A 19,231-nucleotide genomic window follows, 5' to 3' on the forward strand; every position below is an offset into this window, starting at 1 on the left:
AGAAGATCGAGGCCCTGGCGCGGCTCGGATCATGCCAGAAACTGCGTCGCCACGCCGAGCAACGGTCCAGCCTCGGCGAGCTTTTGGTCGAGCGTATGTATCGTGGCGCCATGCTCCGATGCCGTTGCGAGATGCAGCGCGTCACCAGCGCGAAGCCCGAGACTATGCTGATCGGCGAACTTTGCCGCCGTGCGGAAATGCCCGCCCGTGACAGGCAGCACGGTGAAGCTCTCGGCGGCCAGCTTGTGGAACATCGCGAGCGCTGCTGCGCGCTGCTCCAGGTTGATCTGCCCGGTTCGCAGTTTGATCGCCATGGCCGACGACATCTCGGTGATGGTCCAGTCGCTGATCAGAAGCTGCGCCGGGTCCTGCTCCGCCAGCCAGCTCTGAACGCGCGGCGTCGTCGCTTCATTTGAAAGGGCGGCAACGATTAGCGACGTGTCGAGATAGTGCATCAGTAGCGGTCGCCATCCCGCATCGACCGTACCAGATCGGCAGAACTCTCGGCCTGAGGCGGCATGGTCGCGGTCAAGGATTGCAGGAGGGTCGCGTCGATCCGCCGCCGCGGTCTCGCCACGGCGGTGAGCCGTGCGACCGGTTTACCCCGCCGGGTGATGTCGATCGTATCTCCTGCCTCGACACGATCCACTAGCTCGCTCAGACGGGCTTTGGCATCTGCCAGGTTGATCACACTCATGTCACGCTCCTGACCATGTAGATGGTCATATAGCGTATTGCGCTCAACAATTCCAGTGAGAGGTTTTTCACGCTTCACGTTCTGCCCCGGCAGCAGCTCAATGATATGCGAGCGTCCGTGTCCGAAGTGCTGCTGTCGGGCTGAAAATGCGTCCTTCCTTGAAGAATGCAGCCTCATCGATTGTCGAGGTCTGGCAACAACGAGGCGGCCAGGGCCTCTTCGGCGATGGCCACGCGGTGCTGACGCATCGCCGGCGCCAGCGCTCCGTCCCATGACGCTTCGGCCACCTTTCCTCCAAGCGGGTGCGCCAGGCCCGGCGCCGTCCGCGCGGCAGCAATATAGTCCGCGGCGCCAAAGCGCCATGGCTCCGCACCATGTTCTCGCATGACCTGGTTGCCGATACGCAATCCGGGCCAGTCGAAATCGCCGTGATAGCGCAGCCGCGCGCCGGCCAGCGCGAGTTGAGCCAGGAGGCATCGTTGCGCGGCGGCCGGCATCCCGTCGGTACACACCAGCGGCGCGCAGCCTGCCCCCCATCGGTCCGCGGCGATGGCAAGCAGGTTGGGATTTTCGCAGACGTAAACGTTGCGGCCCGCTACCTCCCATCGCGGCGGCGAGCGCAGCAGCGATCGCAGTGATGCATAGGCCGGTTCTCCCAGGGGCAAACGATCGCAGTCGGTCCCGCCTGTCGGCAGGTTCAGGAAGAGGGCCGGGCGTGCCAGTTCGTTGACCAGAATGCCTGCTCTGGCCCATGTCTCGCGTATCCGCTCCGCGCCGGCGGCCGGTTCCGCAACGACGTCCTCTCTCGATTCCCGTACCGTCTCGCCATCTTCGTCGGCAATCGGTGCTGCGGCGTCAGGAGCGGGCCTGGCGGCGTGGCGCAGGACCGCCAGCACGAGCGCCGCGGCCCCGCGACCATTGTCAAGCGCATGGGCATCGCCCAGCGCGTCCGCCGCCAATTGCGATCGTGTTATGCCTTTTGCCGGCAGGAGCCGCAGCACCACTTCGGCGCGCCGGCAAAGCTCCGCAGCCGCGACCGTATCCCGCCGAGCGAGTCGCTTGACGAGGCCGATGCCTCCCGGCGTCAGCAGCAGCCTGGCCAAGTCGGGATGGCTGCAACCATCTACCACGCTCGACCACAATGTTTGCTGTCGAAGGCGTGCTCCGGCGAGATGAAGGATGGAGCCGTCAAGCCTTTCCAACGCCTCGCACAGCGATGTGGCGATGCCGGCGCGCCGCAGGTCGGCATCGACGCGGCGGACGTCGATCTGCAGGGATTTCGATCGGCGCTGCGGGCGGCCGAGCAGCGCCGCCAGTGCCGCGTGTTCCTCTTCACTGAGCCCGACGACGCGCATATGATCGACGGCGCCTTCGAGCGGCTCGCGCTCGAACCGTTGGCGCAGCCGCTTGCGCAGCGAGGCAAGATGGTCGCCACCGAGCAGGCGTTGAAGACGCGGGTCGACTTGATCGCTCATGCCGGCGCAAATCTGCGATCGGGGTCGGCCTCGGGCTTCTTCTCTCGTCCGTCCCAGGTCCATCGAGAAACGAATACGGCATCGATGCCTTCGCGCCGCTGCAACTGGCAGATGGCGACACCCGGCAGTTCGGCATAACAGGCCCACTCGCGCTCGCTGGTGATGACGAAGTCCAGATCGAACTCGCGGATCAGCCCCATGCAATGCGCTCGCGCTGTGTCATCGATGCCGGCAAAGGCTTCGTCGAGCAGCATCAGCCGTGGGGCCAAGGCATAGCTGCTCTGGCTGTAGAAGCTGGCGACTGCGGCAAAGAGCGGCACCGTGAGGCCGAGCGCCCGCTCGCCGCTCGAAGCGGGTCCGGAAAGCTTGCGCCAATGGCCGTCCTGCCAGCGTTCGACGCGGAAGCGGTGCCAATGGCGATAGTCGAGGGCGCGGGCGAGCTGGTCGAGCAAGGTGCCGCCGCTGTCCTTTCCGCCGACGGCATCAGCGCGCTCCCGCTCGGCGGAGATGCGGTGCTGCAACATCGCCCCGACGACGCGCCGGTCGTCTGCCGACCATAGGTCCGCGCTGGTGTTGAGCAGGCGCTTGCGCGCCATGTCGAGGCCCACCGGCGCGCCTTCCTCTTCGGACAGCGGCTGCCACAACAGGCGATAGCGCACGCCGGTGGAGGTCGGGCGCTTGTGCAGTTCGACGTTGATGGCATCGACCTGGCGTTCGGCGGCCTGCAACAGGCGCTGGATCTCTGCGGCGATTTCGGCTTGCAGATGGTTCTCCAGGACGGCGCGTTCGTTCGCGCTGAGCAGTTCGCCGCGCTGGGCGATCTCTTCGGCCAGCCGGATGGCGAGGCGGTCCGGCCGTTCGCGCCGGTTCTGATAGACGATATCCACCCTGAAACCCCAATCGCTGGGATCGGCCTGGGCCTGGTGACCCAACGCGCCGAGTGCGCGCTGCAGCTCGGTAAATTCTTCAGCTATCTGCCGCCGGACGCGCGCCCACGCCTCATCGTCGTCCCTGAGGTTCGACAGCTCCTGTTCCGCGCGTCTGGCCAGAGTCAGCGCCGGGTCGATCGTCCACGGGCTGCCCATGTCAGGCAGTTCGATATACGGCAGCCCTGCAGACAGCAGGCCGGTGCCTGCAAACAGCTGAAATCTGGAGATCGTCTGGGCGCGTGCTTCGCCGCGTTCCTGAAGCACGGCGTTCGCTGTCTCGGCCTGTTGCCCGGCGACCGCGCGTGCCTCACCCGCTTTGCGCAAGGTATCGCCGGCGAGCTTCAGCTCGGCTTCGCCGGTTTCGACAGCGCGGCGGGCATCGGTCAGCCTTCGCTGCAGTTCCTCGACCTTGGCGCCGACCGTTTCCCGCAGCAGCTCGAGCCGGGCAGTGGCGTCTTCCGTTTCAATGCGGGCCGCCACGAGTTCCTCTTCGCGCTGCAGCACGTCGCTGCGCGTCTCACGCTCGCGGGCACGCTGTCGTTGCGACTCGGGCAATGCCAGACAAAACTCGTGAGCCGCTTGCTCGAGCCGGGCCTGTGCATCGCGATAATGATCCAGCGCCGCTTCGACGGCGGGCAGTGCATCGGCCGTTTCGGGCAGGCGCAGGTCCATGGCATCTGCGGCGAGCTGTTCGCGCAAGACCTTGAACGCCTGTTCGGCCTCGCGGCACCGCGTATCCGCTTCGGTCAGCTTTTCGCTGGCCAGACGCGCGGCGTGCGCGGCTGCGGTGGCGGCCATATGAGCGCGCTGCAATACCTCGTCAGAAGGCGCAAGGCGCCATTCTTCGTCGGCCTGTTCACTATCCAGCGCGAGCTGCTCCGCTTTGGCTAGCACGGCCGCCAACTCATCGGAGAGTTGCGCAAGACGGCCAGCGATCTCGGCCAACCGCCGCTCGCGGGCTGCGGCGCGGGCCGCGTGCCCAATGTAGACCGCCTCCAGCTTGCTCCACGCGCCGGACAGCGCGCCGAGGCGGAAGCGGCCGTCGGTGGATATCCAGGCCTCGCTATGGATCGGATCGTCATCCGCGCAGGCGATGCCCGACAGCACCCGCTCGATGATATTGGCCGGCACGGCGCGGCCTGCCGGCACGGTGGCCTCCAGCCAATCGACGAGCGATGGAGAATGCTTTTGCCGTTCCAGCACCTGTATGTCGTAAGGCAGGGTTCCGCCGTCGCCGGCCTGGAGGCGTCCGTCAGGCGATATCCAACCGTCGAGTAACCCGGCGGCTTCGAGTGCGGCTTCAAGGCCGGCGCGTTGCGGGGCAGCTACTGCGCCGCGAAAATCGATCACTTGCCAGAGCGGCGCACCCGGACGCGCGTCCCGGCTAGAGGCGTCGCGCGTGTAGGGCAGGGGCGGCGCCATGTCGTCGCCGGCTTCCAGGCGTCCGCGTTCGTCCTCGAGGATGCCGTATTCCATCTCCAGCGCCTGTCGCTGGCCATCAAGCGCCACGCGACGCTGTGTCAGAGAGAGACTGGCTCCTTGATACGCCGATTGCAGGAGGTGGCTGGCTGGGTTGTCGCCTTGCAGCGACACTGTCCATTCCGTCAGGGCAGTCAATGCCGCGGGCCTGCTGTCGGGATCGATCTGCAATTGCTTCAGGCCGATGAGATGGCGGTCCCAGCTTTCCACCAGGTCCCGGCCTTGCCGTTCGACCTCCGCGTCAGCTCGGGTCCGACGCTCGGCAGCCTCCTCGGCTTCGACCTGCCGCTCATCCCGGATTTCGCGGCGCCGCATGTAGGCGGCCTCGGCCTGAGCGACTTCGCCGTGGCGGCGACGCAGCAACCCGACCTGTTCACGCCGGCCGGCAACGAGGTTGCGAAGCTCGGCGCAGGCCCCGTCGAAAGCATGCTGTGTCAGTTCGACCAGCGCGGAAGCCTCCGATTTGGCGAGGAGGTTTCCGGCGTGCTGGCCGGCGATGCCCGCCGCATCGGCGTGAACGGCGCTTTCCCGGCGCAGATCGGCCAATGCGCGTTCCGCCTGCTCCACGCGCCGGGTTGCGCGTCCGGTTTCTTCGATGCTGAGCCCCAGTCGTCGGCCTGCCTCTTCGACGGCCAATGTGGCCCTCTGCATCGCTTGCAGTCGCGCCGCCTTCTCCTTTTCGGCATTTTCGAGGCGGTTGGCGTCCTGCATCGTCGGGTCGGAGCGCAAGGTGTCGAGCCGCGCACGCCCGCGCGTCAGAGCGATCTCGGCGCTATCATGAGCGGTCCGCTCCAGCGTTTCCTGCCTTTGCGCTTCGTCGAAGCGAGCCTGGGCCTCCCCTCGTGCTCGGCTGGCATTGTCGAATTCCGTCTGGGCCTGGCGCAACAAGCGTGCCTGCCGGCGGGTCTGCGTGCCAGCGTAGACGCGATAACGCTCCTCGAAACGGCCGACCGCCTTGGCCAGTGTTTGATATTCGTCGAGCTGACGGCGGTCTTCCTCCAACTGCCCGAGCGCTTCGGCAACGTCGCCAAGCAGTTCGGGCGCCAGCGGCGGCTGGGCCTCGGTCAGCGCATTCGAAAGCGCGGTTTCGTCCGGCTTCCTGGAAAGCTGCGGCTGGCGAAGCTGGATCAGCGTGTCCATTAACGCGTCGTAGCGCTTGGTGCCCAGATGGAACAGGCGCTCGTCGACTGCGCGACGGTAGCCGGCCGCGGTGTCGAACATCTGGCCACGGCCATCGAGCGCGTCGCGCAGGCGCTCCTTGGTGTGCACTACCCGCTGCGGACTCATCAACCACAGATCGCGGTTGATACGCGGCGCGTCGTCGGTGTCTTCCAGCAGGAAGAACCAACTGTCGACCTGCGGACGAGCTGCCGTCGCAAAAAGGCCGGCGCCGAGCGAAAGAAAACGTGGCGTGCCGTCTTCGGCAACGCGACCGAACTCGATCCACGCATAGCCGATGCGCCGGTCGTGGCTGTTCATCAGCAGATTCCAGGCCATCTTCTTGCCGCCGTCGCCATCGGGTTCGACGCGCGAAGACTTGAGCTGCGCGTCGAACAGCAGCGGGAGCGTGAGCGACAACACCTTGGACTTGCCCGTTCCGTTATTGCCGCGCAGCAACAGATGGCCGTCGCGGAACCAGAATTCCTCGCTGTCGTAGTGAAAGAGCTCCACCAAGCCCAGGCGCAGAGGCTGCCAGCGCTGCCGCGTGGGCATCGGCAAAGGCGGTTTATCGGGCGTCAAGCCGAGCAGGTCCAAGCGGTCGTTCATGTCGGTTCGAACCGAAAGCCGAAGTCCGCTGCCGGCGCGTTGCGCGTTTCGCAAATTTCTGCTTCTCCCAACGCGAAGCGCGCGAGCGCCGGCAGCGGGCGGACGACGCCGGCTTCTCGCACGGCCAGCTGCAGTTTTTCCAATCTTTCGATCGCGATCGCGGCGAGTTCGCGTTCGGCGCCTGGTTCGCGTGCCGATTTACGCCAGTAACGGCCGTACTTGGCCTTGGCCTCGTGCAGGAATCCGGCAATGTCATGCTCGTGGATATCCCGGGCGAAGGCCTGCGCCGTGTCGCCGCCATCGGCCCGCCGCTGCCTTTGCCCGGCGGCCAGATATTCGGCGACAAGCAGCGTTACATGGGCGTCGGTGCCTTCGGCAGGCATTGCCACGTCGGTCAGCAGGCCGGCTTCGTCGACCAGCGCCAGCCCTTCCGCGCGCTGTTCCGCCACCAGGCCGGCGGCATCGCACAGGCGAGCGGCCATCGCTCCGCGCTGGTTGAAGAAGTACGCACGGGCTTCCGGGTCCAACGTCTCGACATAGACCACCGGATCGTCGAGAAGCCGGCGTGCCAGATGGTGGCGCAGCGCCGTGCGCCGACCTTCCTCGCTGTCCGCCACATGTTCGCCGACCAGGGCGCGCAGCCGCTCTTCGAGCGTTGCCGGCGCCTCTTCCGGAGTCCAGGTGGAGGGGCCACGCACGGCCGCCAGCATGCCGGCAAGCATGCGGCGCTGCACGTCGTAGAGCGCATCTGCCTGATCGCCTCCGGCCACCACGAACGTTTCTTCGTCGCCGGCCACGCGGTGCAGCACCCCGAGGCTCAGCAATGTACGGCACACCGAAACGAGTTCGCGCCGCTCGTGTTGCGCCTCGAGGGCGAAGGTGAAGTCGAGCGTTGGCTCGGCGGCGAGCTCCAGCAGCCGCTCGCCGAGCAGGCGCAAAGTGATCTGCGGGTCGGCGCGTTCGAGCACCGCGCAGGCGAGGCAAAGCAGCACGTAGCGCCGGCGATCGTAGCCGGGAATGCCTCGCATGGTGTCGGCTAGGTTGCCGGGCCGCTTGTAGAGGCGCGCGCCCTCGCGTTCGACCTGCAGTATCCAGCCGGTCTCGCGAGAAAACCATTCGCGCAATGCTTCGGCCTGGCGGCGTATGGCGGCGAAATCCTCATGTGCCGGGCCGATCAGCGGCGTCATCAGCAGGGCGCGCACGCAGGCGCGAAACTCCTCGCGCTGGAAGCGCTGCTGGAGCAGGCCGATGCCGCGACTGTCGTTGTAGTCGTTCGCCGCCTTCATCGACCGTCCTGCAAGGGGGTGATGGTGATCAGATGGTCGCGCCCAGCAAAGACCCCTTGCGGCGTGTCGATCGTGGCGCGGCTGTCGGGGGCAAGCGGCTTCAGTTGGATGTGCAGCAAGCCGTCGCTCGTCTGGCGTTCCACCGGCGTCTCCGGCCCGGCTTGTTCGGCCAGTGTCTCCCCGAGCAGGCCCAGGAACAGACCGAAGGCATGCATATCGAGTTCCCCCAGGTCCGAAAGCCGTGCCGGGCGGCTAGTGGCGAGACGCTTGCGCGCTGCTTCGACTTGCTGTGATTCCTCAGCGAGTTGAAGCGCCAGGAACGCGCGCTCTTCGGCGCGGTCTCGCACGCGCGGCAACGGTCCGCGCGGGGCCGCTTCGCCATATTCGCGCAAACGCGGGTGAATCTTGAGCGTCGGGGCGTCTGCCCAGGCGGTGCTGGCCGGCAGCTCGGCGTCCGGGCTGGCGTTGAGCGAGAAATGCCGTGCCGGATTGAGAGCAAAGGCAGCCCGCGCAAGCCGGTGCGCCTCACCGTTGTCTGCGCAAGCTGCAAACCAGCCGGCGAGCTGGCGGAAGTCGGCAGAGCGATCGCTGCGGCCGCTGCGCCGCTCATTCAGCGCAGCGATAGCGGCCAGGAGCTGCGGGATGGCCGACCGTGCCCGCGCCCGCAACAGTTCGGCTTGCGGCGGCTCGTGGCCGTTGCTGAGGAACCAACCGCGCAAACCCTTCCAGCGTTCTCGCCATGCTTGCAGGTAGCCTTTCCGCGCCTCGGCCTGATCCTGTGCGCCCTCGGGAGCCGCGTCCCGCGATTCGCGCTCCGCCACCTGTCCAATCAGGGCATCGACGCCCGGCTCCAAAGTCACGATGAGGCGTGCGATAGTGTCGGAACGGCGCACCAGATCGCCCATGAAGCGTTCGAGATAGTCGATCAGCCGCTTCTTGTAGTTTGCGACCGCCCCTGCCTCGGCTTGCTGCAGTTCGATACTGCGGGCGACGCCGGCCATGAACGCCTGCGCGTTCTCGGCTAGGCCTTCGAAGACACGCACGAGATCCCGCAGTGTTTCGTGGACCTTGGCCACGTCGGGTTGGGTTGCTTCGGCCAGCGCCTTCAGTGCCTGCAGTCGGCTCGCTATGTCCTCGAGCGCCACCGTTTGCAGCTCAGCGCGGCGCTGCAAGGTCTGTACGAACACCGCCAACGCTGATTCCACGGCCTCGCCGCCCTGCGAGAGCCGGTAGAGAAAGCGTGCACGGTAGAAGTCGCTAAGGCTTGAAACCCGCGCGGTGTCGGGATGCGATTCGAGATTGCCCCATTCCGTGAGCTGGGAAAGCGCCGCATTCACATCCTCAATGCGCGGCGGCTTGTTCGGCCATCGGGCTTCGGCAAGCACTTCGTCGGGCCGCAACTGCAAACGGTATTGCCGCTTGGCCGCCGCGAAGACGTCCATGATGCAGCGGTAGAATACGGCCTTTTCGGCACTGACGTGACGGAAGAGGTCCGCCGGGTCGTTCGCAATGTGCATGGGCAATCGCTGCCTCCCGGACTCACTTCGAGTGTTTTTGCTTTGTTCCCGCGCCTAGTCAAGACCGCTTGGCGAGCTTTAGGCCTCCGTCTTCCTCTGCATGTGGGTCGGTTCGTGCCGGTCAACACACCTTTTTCGAAGTAGTTTGGTCGATCTGAATCGCACGGGCGGTGAATGTCGTAGCGCCGCTCGGCGCAACCCAGATCATTGCAGTCGGCTGTTGTGGCGCAGCACCAGGCCGACCGCGCCAAGCAATGCATCGTTCTGCGTGTGCTTGCCAACGATTATCCGCGTGCGCAGGGCGGGCGCGAGATCGCGGGACTTGATGAGCGTGTGGCGTTCATATGACGCGATCAGCGGTGCCAGGAGAATTTCGCCCGCCAAAGCCATGCGGCCACCGATGATGATAAGTGGCGGATTGATCACCGAGCCGATCAAGCCAAGACCACGGCCGGCGAACTCCGCGGTGTCCTCGATCATCCGCAACGCTCCGACGTCGCCCTGTTCTGCCATCATGATCACCTCGTCCATCGTGACCGGCCGCCGCACGATGCGCGAAATCTGCTCGAGCGGCCGGGCAAAACTCGCATAGAGCTCCAGGCATCCGCGATTGCCGCACCGGCAAAGATCGCCACCGGGATCGATGCTGATGTGCCCGAATTCGCCGGCGCCGCCGGCGATGCCAGTCACCAGCCGGCCATGCTGGACAATGGCCCCGCCAACGCCCAGATCGATCTTGAACAGCACGAAATCGTCTTGGCCGACGGCCGCGCCCCACATCAGCTCGGCAATGGCCGAGCAGTTGCTCTCGTTATCGGCGAAAATCGGCTGTTCGAGAACCGGTCCGAACACGTCGCGGATGTTGACCCCGGCCCAGGTCGGAACAATACTCGCGCGCAGCACCACTCCTTCGCGGCTGACAGGGCCAGAGACGGAAACCCCAACCCCCAGGAGCCCCGCTATCGGCAGACCGTTCTCTTCGTAGCATTGGGCAATTGCTGACTTGGCGAGCTGGGCCGCCTGTTGTGGCTGGTAATCCAGACCCATGGGGATAGTTTCTTCGGCAATGACAGAATGCGAGACGTCGGCGACGATGCACCGCATCTCGTCGAGACCCAGATGGATCCCGATGCAGGTGCCCGCAGCGGGATTGAGTGTCAATGTCGTCGCAGGCCTGCCGATACCCCTGATCCCGTCATGGTGGGTCGAGGATTCGATCACCATTCCGGACTTTCTCAAGCCATTGAGCGCGGTTGAAACCGTTGACCGCGCCAAACCGGTGATGCGGGTAATTTGCGACGCAGAAAGCACGCCGCGCTCACGTAAACATAGAACGATCAGGCTCTCCGGTGATGCGGAGGGTCTGTCGATCAGCCAATTTCTAAGCGAAGGTTTGTTCATGATGAGCACAAAGGACGTTGACTGATAGCTCAAATATGTCATCTTGGAAAGAACGGAGATTACTGCATCTCTGTCTGCGACGAGCTCAAATTGCGTCCATAAGCGGTCGATGCGAACCGCACATCACATATGGGAGTGAAACGATGGAATACCTGAGGACGGCCGTTGCGGCCGCTGCGGCGTACACCTTTGTTGCGGGAGCCGCGCTCGCAGAGCCCAAGACCAACCTGTTGCATCAATGGGCGACCGGATCGGACGCTCAGGCTATTGCCAAGCTCGGCGAGATGTTCACCGCCAAGGGTGGCACCTGGCAGCAGACCTCCATCGCAGGCCACACGGCCAACACGCTGGCGAAACTGCGCGCCGACGTGATCGCCGGCAACGCACCCCCCGCGGTGCAGCTCAAGGGACCCGAGATCGCCGAATGGAACGAGACCGGCATGACAGCCAATCTCGACGACCTGGCGACAGCTGAAAATTGGGAGAAGGTCGTCGCTCCCGAATTGCTGCCGGTGATGAAGCCGACCGGAAGCTGGGTGGCGGCGCCGATGAACATCCATCGCATCAACTGGCTGTGGGCATCGCCGAAGGTCATGCAGGAAGCAGGCGTCGCCGAGGTGCCGAAGACGTGGGCAGACTTCAACGCCGCCTGCGACAAGATCGTGGCATCGGGCAAAATCTGCATCTCGCACTCGACTGCCGACTGGACCGATTCGACGGTGTTCGAGGTCGTGGTCTACGGAATGGATCTCGATCTCTTCAAGAAGGCCTTCGTCGAGGGTGACGTCGAGGCGATGCGCAGTGACGGCATGGTCAAGGCCTTCGAACAGTTCCGCACCATGACGACGAAATATATGGACCCCGGCATGAACGGGCGCGAGTGGGATAGCATGTCGCATTTGGTCGGCCGCGGCGAGGCCGCCTTCCACATCATGGGCGACTGGACGCTCGGCCTGCTCACGGCCGGCGGCTTCAAGGAGGGCACCGACTATGTCTGCGCCCAGGCGCCAACTGACTGGGGCAAGCCGGGCTTCATCCTGAATTCCGACTCGGTCGTGTTCTTCCAGCAGAAGGATCCGGACTACGTTGAGGGGCAGAAACTGCTCGCCAGCACCATCCTGTCGCCTGAGTTCCAGACGATTTTCAATCAGACCAAGGGCTCGATCCCGGCCCGTCTCGACGTCGATCTTTCGAACGGCTTCAATCCATGCCAGCAGCTCTCCCAGAAGGACCTGCAGGCGTCGATCGATGGCGGCACGCTTGTCCGTTCGATGGCGCATAACATGACGATCCCGCAGAAGGTGCGCGGCGCGATCATGGATTCCGTCACCGAATTCGTGGCGACGCCGGACATGACCGCGCAGGACGCAGCTAGTGCGATGGCTGATGCGGCCGAAGCGCAGATGTGAAGAAGCTGCCGATGATTGGCCCGGCGTGGCGCGCCCGGCCTGACTTCGCGGGAGCAGCCGATGTCCACGCATGACCTGACTGTACCGGTTGCGGCTCCCGCAGCCCCGTGGCGGCAGCGCCTGGGCACGATGGTGCCCATTCTGGTGCTGGCGCCGTCGCTTGCGGCGAGTTTCATCTACGTCTTCGTCTTCGCGCTCTGGACGCTGTATCTCTCGCTCTCCAATTCGTCGCTGATGCCGACCTATGGGTTCGCCGGCCTAGACAATTATGCTTCGCTCTGGGCGAACCGGCGCTGGAACATCGCCTATACGAACCTCTTCCTGTTCAGCGGCTTCTATATTGTCGGCTCGATGGCCATCGGACTACTTCTCGCGATCCTGATCGACCAGCGCGTTCGCGGCGAGGCGGTTTGGCGCACGATCTTCCTCTATCCGCTGGCAGTCTCGTTCATCGTCACCGGTACGGTGTGGAGCTGGCTCTATAATCCCGTCGACGGCATCCAGGCCTTCGTGCGGGGGCTCGGCTGGACCGACTTCAGCTTCGCCCTGACGGCCAATCGCAACACCGCGATCTATGCGGTGATCATAACCGGTATCTGGCAGTCGTCCGGCTTCGCAATGGCGCTTTTCCTGGCTGGCCTGCGGTCGGTCGATCCGGATCTCATCAAAGCAGCGCAGATCGACGGTGCGTCGGTTTCGCGAACCTATCGGAAGGTCATTCTGCCAACGATCGCCCCGATTTTTCTGGCGGTGGCGGTCATTCAGATCCAGTTCGCCATCAAGACGTTCGACCTGGTGGCGGCGTTGACGCGGGGCGGGCCAGGTGTATCCACTACCTTCCCGGCGATCTACGTCTACGACCTGATGTTCCAGCGCGGGCAAATCGGCGAGGGTGCCGCTGCGGCGATGATGATGCTCGCGGCCCTCGCGGTTGTGCTGGTGCCTTATTCCTTGTGGATCGTTTGGCGCAGGCGGGCGGAGGGCCGCAATGGCTGAAATTGCCACCAACGCCCGGCATGATCCCGAAGCGGCCGCGGCTACGCGGCGATATTTCTGGAACCGCTTCCTTGTTTATGCGGTGCTGACGCTTTTTGCGGTCATCTACCTTGCACCGCTGCTGGTCGTGGTCTTCAACTCCTTGCGGGAGCAGTCCGAGATTGCCCGCAACGGCCTCATCTCGCTGCCGCGCAGCTTCCGCCTCGATGCGTGGGCGCAGGCTTGGGGCACTTATTGCGTCAGCGGCACCTGCGAAGGCATGAAGCGCAATTTCTTCAACTCGCTCTGGATGACGATCCCCGCGACGGCCATCTCCACGCTCCTCGGCGCCATGAACGGCTACGTGCTGTCGAAATGGCGCTTCAAGGGCTCGGAAATTCTGTTCAATATGATGCTGCTCGGCGTCTTCATGCCCGGCCAGATCTCACTGATGCCGTGGGCGTTCCTGCTCGGCAAACTCGGCCTAACCAATTCGACATACGGGCTGGTACTAATACACGTCGTCCAGGGCATCTCGTTCACGACCCTGTTCTGCCGCAACTTCTACGTCAGCATACCGGACGATCTTATCAAGGCGGCACGCATCGACGGCGCCGGCTTCTGGCGGATTTTTCGCAAGATCATCCTGCCGCTGTCGCCGCCGATCTTGATTGTTACCGTCATCTGGCAATTCACCGGTATCTGGAACGAGTATCTGTTCGGCGTCGTCTTCACCTCCGGCCAGCAGCAGCCGATTACGGCAGCATTGGTCGCGCTCACTGCCGGCGGTACGACCGCCCGTGCTTACGATGTGATGAGTGCGGCCGTGCTGATCGGCGCGCTGCCGCCATTGCTGATCTACCTGTTCGGTGGAAAGTACTTCGTGCGCGGCCTGACGCAGGGCGCCATCAAATGAGGCATCGCCCATGTCCGCGCTGATGATCCGCGACCTTCACAAGAGCTATGGCGGGCTCGAGATTCTGGCCGGCATCAATCTCGAGGCGCGGACCGGGGAATTCATCGCCCTTGTCGGTCCCTCCGGCTGCGGCAAGTCAACCTTGCTCGCCATGATCGCCGGCCTGGAAACCGTCACGTCGGGCGAGATCTGGATCGGCGACCGACTTGTGAATTCCGTGCAGCCCAAGGACCGCGACATAGCGATGGTGTTTCAGTCATACGCCCTCTATCCCACGATGACGGTGCGCCAGAACATCACCTTCGGCATGGAAAGCCGAGGCGTGGCCAAAGCGGAGCAAGCTGAAGCCGTAAAGCGGGTTGCCGCACTCCTGCAGATCGAGCAGTTGCTCAAACGCAAGCCTGGGCAGTTGTCGGGTGGGCAGCGGCAGCGCGTTGCGATGGGGCGCGCCCTGGTGCGCGACCCGAAGCTGTTTCTGTTCGATGAGCCTCTATCCAATCTCGACGCCAAGCTGCGGGTGGACATGCGCACCGAAATCAAGAAGCTGCACCACCGCGTCGGCAAGACGACGGTGTACGTCACCCACGATCAGGTCGAGGCGATGACGCTCGCGTCCCGCATTGCGGTGATGAACCAGGGCTCCGTGCAGCAGTTCGACACGCCGAAGCGGATCTATGACCGGCCGACCAACATGTTCGTGGCCGGTTTCATGGGGTCGCCGGCGATGAATTTCATCCCCGCCCGGCTTACCGGCTCGACCAGCATCTCGGTGCGCGCCGCTGACGGCAGCGACGCTACTCTTGCCCTTGCCGCGCCTTTGCCCGCCGGTGCGCCAAAGGACGTGGTGCTCGGTGTTCGGCCGGAACATATCTACCGCTTCACGACGGACCTGAAGTCGCGCAAACCTTCTGTGCAGTCCATGCAGGCGCCGGTCGAACTGGTCGAGCCGACCGGGGCCGAGACGCTTGCCGTCCTCAGGCTAGGGGACCTGGAGATCACCGGCCGATTCGAGCCGGATGACGCTCCCGTCATGGGCGAGACGATAACGCTCGGCATCGACATGTCGCGCGCCTGTCTGTTCGATCCAACAACCAAGGCGCTTCTGTGATCTGATGTCCATACAATTCGCGACTTACCCGAGCTTGACCGATCGCGTCGTGCTGATCTCCGGCGGCGCCTCCGGGATCGGCGCCGATATGGTCCGCGCCTTTGCCTCGAATGGCGCCCGTGTATGCTTTCTCGATGTGCAGGATGGGCCCGCAGAGGCGCTGGTCCGTGAGCTCAGCGGTGCCGGCAGGCAGGCCCCGTTGTACCTCCATTGCGATGTGACCGACGTTGATGAACTGCAGGCTTCGGTGGAAGGCGTGCGCGCGCAGCTTGGTCCGGTCGCCGTTCTGGTGAACAACGCTGCCGATGATCAGCGCCATCCGGTTGACGCGATGACGGCCGAATATTGGGACCGCAGCTTCGACGTCAATCTCCGGCATCACTTCTTCGCTGCGCAGGCGGTGCATCCGCATATGAAGGAACTCGGCTTCGGCTCGATCATAAACTTCTCTTCCATCGCCTGGCGTTTCGGCGCGGACCAGATGGTGGCCTATGCCACCGCCAAGGGGGCGGTGGTGGCCCTGACCCGCGCACTGGCGCGGTCGTTTGGATCCGACAACATCCGCGTCAATGCAGTCGAACCCGGCGCTGTCATCACCGAGCGGCAGCGCGAGCTGTGGTTCAAGACGCAGGACGCAATCGACCAGACGGTGCAGCGGCAATTGATCCGCCGCGTCCTCCTGGGCGATGAGATTGCACGGACCGTGCTCTTCCTTGCCGCCGATGACAGCCGCATGATCACGAAACAGTCCATCACCGTCGATGCGGGTCTGCGATAGTGAGATCCCTTCCCCACCCTTCATTGGAACTGCCAAGCTGATGCTTCGTTTCGGCCTCAACCCTTACGGACTGACCTACCATCTCGGCCTGCAGGGCCGCGGCACGCCGCGGCACAATCCGGATGGGGCGGGGCTGGAAGGCTTCATAGCGCTTGCGCAGGAACTCGGCGCACGCACGCTCGAGATCTATGAACCATGGCTGACCGACTTGCCGGACGCCGAGGTCGTCGAACTGCGCAGGCGTCTAACCGCCCTTGACCTCGTCCCGGTGGTGAGCGGCGGACTTCTCGTGGCAGGTCCGTTGGACAACGCGTTTCGGGCTGCGCGCCTGCTCGAGGCGACAACGATCCGTATCGCACTGACCCCCGTCTTGTGCGGCGACCGCAACGTGTGGGGTGGGAAATGGAGCGAGTTCAACGCGACGATCCGCGCTGCCCTGACGGAATGGGGGCCGCGCGCGGCGGCTGAGGGCCGGGTGCTCGGCATCGAGAACCATCAGGACTTCGGCAGCGACGAACTGGTCGCATACTGCGAACTCGGCGGGCCCGGTGTCGGCATCACCTACGATACGGGCAACACGTTTCCTGTCGGCGAGGCACCGCTTGCCTTCACGCGGCGGATCGCGCCCTATGTCCGCCATGTCCACCTCAAGGACTATCGCGTGCAGTTCACGGATGAGGGCTATCGTCTGGTCCGCTGCGCGATCGGCGACGGCGCCGTGCCATTCGCCGAACTGGCGGCCATCCTCGCTGAGCACCACGACACGCTGACGGCAGTGCTCGAGCCGGGCGCGCTGGAAGCCCGCCACGTTCGCTGTCTCACCGACGATTGGTGGAACGGATATGCGCCGAAAACCGCGCGCGAGTTCGCGGCCTGCCTGAGTGCCGCGCGCGTAAACCGCCTTGCGGACGACGCCGACTACCGGACGCCATGGGAACGCGACGATGACGGTGCACTCGTTTCGTATGAGCTCGACATGATCCGGCGCAGCGCCGCCAACATGAAGAAGTTCGATTTCATTGCAATGGAGAAATCAGCATGACTGCCCGAGAACTCAGCGGCCTGACTGCCTTCGTGACCGGCTCGGGACGCGGCCTCGGCCGCGTCATGGCCGACCGCCTGGCCGAACTTGGAGCAAACGTCGCGATCCATGATCTCGATTGGACTCGTCCATCACAGTATGGCGAATTCGCAGACCTCGGCGAATCCGCCAGAGGTTTGGAAAAACATGGGACACGGGTGACCGCGGTCACCGGTAACATAGGCGACAGGCAAGCCGTCGCCGAAATGAAGAGGAAGATCGAGGCGGAGCTCGGCGATGTGCATGTTCTGGTCAACTGCGCCGGCGGCGACATCGGCGCCAAGGGAGTAAAACCCAGCCCCAACAACGCGCTCGACATCGACTATGATGACATCAAGGTTCTGACCGACAACAATCTCATCGGCACGATGCTGGTCTGCCAGGCGTTCATTCCGCCTATGGTCAAGCGCGGCTCAGGCTCGGTGATCAACATTGCCTCGGCGGCAGCGCATATCGGATGCTCGCCGGAGGTGGTCTACTCCACGCTTAAGGCGGCCGTCGTCCATTATACGCGCTGCCTTGCCAAGGAATTGATCGACGACGGCGTGCGCATCAACGCGGTGAGCCCCGGCGCCACCAAGACGGCACGGTTCCAGGCGAGCCGCGTGGTCGATCCGGAGCGCATGGATTCGAGCAAGAAGTCGCTGAACCGGTATGCCGAGCCTGAAGAGATCGCCGAAGCGGTGGCCTTCCTCGCCGGTCCGCGCGCGCGTTTCATCAACGGGCAGGTCATTCGCGTCGACGGCGGTTTCACCATCTTCCCAGGTTGAATCGCGGCCGTTCACACCGCGAACTGTCGGGCTGAGCGCACCCCAATGAGCAGGGCCACGACGGCCCATTGCCGACCTTTTCGTTGATGCGACGTGCTCGCAGAGCCCAGGAATCGACGGTGAAGTTCGGCAACACGTCAATTCTCTTGGCGACACGCTGACGTTACAGCCCGCCTGTATGCACCCACGCAATGGCTCAGATTTGTCTGGGTCGGTCTACTCGGCTCCCTGAGAAGGCGAAGATTTCCGGATCGAGGCGCTTGGGCCACCGTGCGCCTGGGCAGAGCGAACCGGTCCCGTCTATAAGCTCAGAGGCGCAACATTAGAGGTTGGGGGAACAGATGAGGGAAGAGAACGACATTCAGAAGTTGGTGCGAACGCTGCGTGCTCGAGCACCTGACGATGCGGCTGAATTGCTAGCCCGAGAGTCTCCCGAGTTCATCCGCGACGCACTAAAGTTGTTACCGGATAGGCACGCCCGGAAGGTGGCGGAGTATTTGCCATCGCAAAGGCGGCCCATCAAATCTCATACCGACGGCAAGGATCTCGCGATCCCCGAGGCCATCGTCGAGCTGATGGACCCGATCCCCGCCAGCGTTCCTGTCGGGACGACGGTAGCCGCCGCGGTGGGGGCCGTCAGACGAGCCCAGGTGCCGACCGAGTTGACTTACCTCTACATCACGGACGAGGGCGATAGACTGGTTGGCCTGGTGGTCTTGCGCGATCTGATGCTGAGCGAGGCCGACGCGACGGTGGATCAGATCATGCTGGCAAGTCCGTTCGCGCTTCACGTCGATATGCCTTTGAGCGAAGCCTGCAAGGCGGCGGTACGCCGTCACTACCCTGTCTATCCCGTGGTGGACGCGGAAAACCGGCTGCTCGGGCAGGTTCGCGGCTGGCGGCTGTTCGAGCAGCAAATCATCGAGATTTCTGCCCAGCCTGGCCAGATGGTGGGTGTCCAGAAGGAGGAGCGTTCTTTCACTCCGCTGTTTTCAGCCTTCTTGAAACGTCATCCGTGGCTGCAGCTCAACCTGCTGACGGCCTTCATTGCCGCTTTCGTGGTCGGCTCGTTCACAGGCACGATCGAGAAGATCGTCGCGTTGGCGGCGTTCCTCCCGGTGTTGGCCGGACAGAGCGGAAACACCGGCTGCCAGGCGCTGGCTATTACGCTGCGTGGCCTCGCCCTAGGGGATGTGGACAAACGACCGAAGCTGCACCTGGTGCTGAGGGAGGGAGCGCTCGGGATCGCCAACGGCTTGCTCGTCGGTCTGGTGGCGGCTGCGGCCATGTGGTTCTACGCTTCACGGCAGCCGGACTCGGCATCCCAGGCGCCCATGCTGGCACTTGTGATCCTGCTCGCAATGTCCGGATCGTGCCTCATGTCCGGAATCTCCGGCGTGCTGATCCCGTTGGGCCTGCGGCGTGTCGGCGCCGATCCGGCCGTGGCTTCGGCGATCTTCCTAACCACCGTGACCGATATCGTCGGCATGGGCCTGATGCTGGGGCTGGCCACCATGCTGGTGCTGTAGTCCGTCGCGCCGCTTGAGCGCCGGGCGCCGTGCTGTGCCGCACTGGCGATTCGGCGGACCGAAGACCTTCGGATGAGCCTCATTTGACCCAAGATGCGTCAGACGCGGCCAGAT

At 64.1% G+C, this 19,231-nt stretch carries 15 protein-coding genes; 8 read left to right on the top strand and 7 right to left on the bottom strand.

Annotation, left to right across the window (positions count from 1 at the left end; all coding sequences use genetic code 11):
• Window positions 1–29: 29 nt before the first annotated feature.
• From BQ8482_RS06845 to BQ8482_RS06875, 7 genes are all read right to left on the bottom strand, one after another.
• The gene (locus tag BQ8482_RS06845; protein ID WP_123146775.1) at window positions 30–455 is read right to left on the bottom strand and encodes a type II toxin-antitoxin system VapC family toxin; all 426 of its coding nucleotides are present in this window, start codon (window positions 453–455) and stop codon (window positions 30–32) included.
• Window positions 455–697 (bottom strand): type II toxin-antitoxin system Phd/YefM family antitoxin, encoded by a 243-nt coding sequence (locus BQ8482_RS06850; RefSeq protein ID WP_123147434.1) that lies wholly within the window; start codon window positions 695–697, stop codon window positions 455–457. Before BQ8482_RS06850 ends, BQ8482_RS06845 begins: the two co-directional genes overlap by 1 nt.
• Before the next feature lie 173 nt (window positions 698–870).
• Window positions 871–2,172 carry a TIGR02679 family protein gene (locus BQ8482_RS06855; protein ID WP_123146776.1) on the bottom strand — a complete coding sequence of 434 codons (1,302 nt, stop codon included), beginning with the start codon at window positions 2,170–2,172 and terminating at the stop codon, window positions 871–873.
• Window positions 2,169–6,347 carry a TIGR02680 family protein gene (locus BQ8482_RS06860; RefSeq protein WP_123146777.1) on the bottom strand — a complete coding sequence of 1,393 codons (4,179 nt, stop codon included), beginning with the start codon at window positions 6,345–6,347 and terminating at the stop codon, window positions 2,169–2,171. Before BQ8482_RS06860 ends, BQ8482_RS06855 begins: the two co-directional genes overlap by 4 nt.
• On the bottom strand, window positions 6,344–7,633 hold the full coding sequence (locus BQ8482_RS06865; RefSeq protein WP_123146778.1) for a TIGR02678 family protein: 1,290 nt from the start codon (window positions 7,631–7,633) through the stop codon (window positions 6,344–6,346). Before BQ8482_RS06865 ends, BQ8482_RS06860 begins: the two co-directional genes overlap by 4 nt.
• Window positions 7,630–9,150 carry a TIGR02677 family protein gene (locus BQ8482_RS06870; protein WP_244602643.1) on the bottom strand — a complete coding sequence of 507 codons (1,521 nt, stop codon included), beginning with the start codon at window positions 9,148–9,150 and terminating at the stop codon, window positions 7,630–7,632. Before BQ8482_RS06870 ends, BQ8482_RS06865 begins: the two co-directional genes overlap by 4 nt.
• A 204-nt stretch (window positions 9,151–9,354) precedes the next feature.
• Window positions 9,355–10,551, bottom strand: coding sequence for an ROK family transcriptional regulator (locus BQ8482_RS06875; protein ID WP_244602701.1), 1,197 nt, complete (start codon window positions 10,549–10,551; stop codon window positions 9,355–9,357).
• 143 nt (window positions 10,552–10,694) lie between these two features.
• Between BQ8482_RS06875 and BQ8482_RS06880 the strand changes: the two genes are divergently transcribed.
• The 8 genes from BQ8482_RS06880 to BQ8482_RS06915 all read left to right on the top strand — a co-directional run bounded on the left by BQ8482_RS06880 (window position 10,695) and on the right by BQ8482_RS06915 (window position 19,117).
• On the top strand, window positions 10,695–11,960 hold the full coding sequence (locus BQ8482_RS06880) for an ABC transporter substrate-binding protein (protein WP_123146781.1): 1,266 nt from the start codon (window positions 10,695–10,697) through the stop codon (window positions 11,958–11,960).
• A 60-nt stretch (window positions 11,961–12,020) separates the two neighbouring features.
• Window positions 12,021–12,956, top strand: a complete 936-nt coding sequence (locus BQ8482_RS06885; RefSeq protein ID WP_123146782.1) for a carbohydrate ABC transporter permease — start codon at window positions 12,021–12,023, stop codon at window positions 12,954–12,956.
• Window positions 12,949–13,851 (top strand): carbohydrate ABC transporter permease, encoded by a 903-nt coding sequence (locus BQ8482_RS06890; RefSeq protein ID WP_123146783.1) that lies wholly within the window; start codon window positions 12,949–12,951, stop codon window positions 13,849–13,851. The genes BQ8482_RS06885 and BQ8482_RS06890 overlap by 8 nt, the downstream gene beginning before the upstream one ends.
• A gap of 10 nt (window positions 13,852–13,861) precedes the next feature.
• Window positions 13,862–14,959 carry an ABC transporter ATP-binding protein gene (locus BQ8482_RS06895; protein WP_123146784.1) on the top strand — a complete coding sequence of 366 codons (1,098 nt, stop codon included), beginning with the start codon at window positions 13,862–13,864 and terminating at the stop codon, window positions 14,957–14,959.
• Between the two features lie 4 nt (window positions 14,960–14,963).
• Window positions 14,964–15,737, top strand: a complete 774-nt coding sequence (locus tag BQ8482_RS06900) for an SDR family NAD(P)-dependent oxidoreductase (protein WP_123146785.1) — start codon at window positions 14,964–14,966, stop codon at window positions 15,735–15,737.
• Window positions 15,738–15,777: 40 nt separating this feature from the next.
• Window positions 15,778–16,779, top strand: coding sequence for a sugar phosphate isomerase/epimerase family protein (locus BQ8482_RS06905; RefSeq protein ID WP_123146786.1), 1,002 nt, complete (start codon window positions 15,778–15,780; stop codon window positions 16,777–16,779).
• Window positions 16,776–17,588 carry an SDR family NAD(P)-dependent oxidoreductase gene (locus BQ8482_RS06910; RefSeq protein WP_123146787.1) on the top strand — a complete coding sequence of 271 codons (813 nt, stop codon included), beginning with the start codon at window positions 16,776–16,778 and terminating at the stop codon, window positions 17,586–17,588. Before BQ8482_RS06905 ends, BQ8482_RS06910 begins: the two co-directional genes overlap by 4 nt.
• Before the next feature lie 341 nt (window positions 17,589–17,929).
• Complete coding sequence (locus BQ8482_RS06915; RefSeq protein ID WP_123146788.1) at window positions 17,930–19,117, top strand: magnesium transporter; 1,188 nt, start codon at window positions 17,930–17,932, stop codon at window positions 19,115–19,117.
• Window positions 19,118–19,231 lie beyond the last annotated feature (114 nt).

Source organism: Mesorhizobium delmotii, from assembly GCF_900149755.1.
Classification (GTDB): Bacteria; Pseudomonadota; Alphaproteobacteria; order Rhizobiales; family Rhizobiaceae; genus Mesorhizobium; species Mesorhizobium delmotii.

Bases quoted from the DNA above. Each gene is read 5' to 3' on its own strand.
- BQ8482_RS06875 (WP_244602701.1), bottom strand. From the start codon at position 10,551: ATGAACAAACCTTCGCTTAGAAATTGGCTGATCGACAGACCCTCCGCA.
- BQ8482_RS06905 (WP_123146786.1), top strand. From the start codon at position 15,778: ATGCTTCGTTTCGGCCTCAACCCTTACGGACTGACCTACCATCTCGGC.
- BQ8482_RS06870 (WP_244602643.1), bottom strand. From the start codon at position 9,150: ATGCACATTGCGAACGACCCGGCGGACCTCTTCCGTCACGTCAGTGCC.
- BQ8482_RS06900 (WP_123146785.1), top strand. From the start codon at position 14,964: ATGTCCATACAATTCGCGACTTACCCGAGCTTGACCGATCGCGTCGTG.
- BQ8482_RS06890 (WP_123146783.1), top strand. From the start codon at position 12,949: ATGGCTGAAATTGCCACCAACGCCCGGCATGATCCCGAAGCGGCCGCG.
- BQ8482_RS06855 (WP_123146776.1), bottom strand. From the start codon at position 2,172: ATGAGCGATCAAGTCGACCCGCGTCTTCAACGCCTGCTCGGTGGCGAC.
- BQ8482_RS06850 (WP_123147434.1), bottom strand. From the start codon at position 697: ATGAGTGTGATCAACCTGGCAGATGCCAAAGCCCGTCTGAGCGAGCTA.
- BQ8482_RS06885 (WP_123146782.1), top strand. From the start codon at position 12,021: ATGTCCACGCATGACCTGACTGTACCGGTTGCGGCTCCCGCAGCCCCG.
- BQ8482_RS06880 (WP_123146781.1), top strand. From the start codon at position 10,695: ATGGAATACCTGAGGACGGCCGTTGCGGCCGCTGCGGCGTACACCTTT.
- BQ8482_RS06895 (WP_123146784.1), top strand. From the start codon at position 13,862: ATGTCCGCGCTGATGATCCGCGACCTTCACAAGAGCTATGGCGGGCTC.
- BQ8482_RS06915 (WP_123146788.1), top strand. From the start codon at position 17,930: ATGAGGGAAGAGAACGACATTCAGAAGTTGGTGCGAACGCTGCGTGCT.
- BQ8482_RS06860 (WP_123146777.1), bottom strand. From the start codon at position 6,347: ATGAACGACCGCTTGGACCTGCTCGGCTTGACGCCCGATAAACCGCCT.
- BQ8482_RS06845 (WP_123146775.1), bottom strand. From the start codon at position 455: ATGCACTATCTCGACACGTCGCTAATCGTTGCCGCCCTTTCAAATGAA.
- BQ8482_RS06865 (WP_123146778.1), bottom strand. From the start codon at position 7,633: ATGAAGGCGGCGAACGACTACAACGACAGTCGCGGCATCGGCCTGCTC.
- BQ8482_RS06910 (WP_123146787.1), top strand. From the start codon at position 16,776: ATGACTGCCCGAGAACTCAGCGGCCTGACTGCCTTCGTGACCGGCTCG.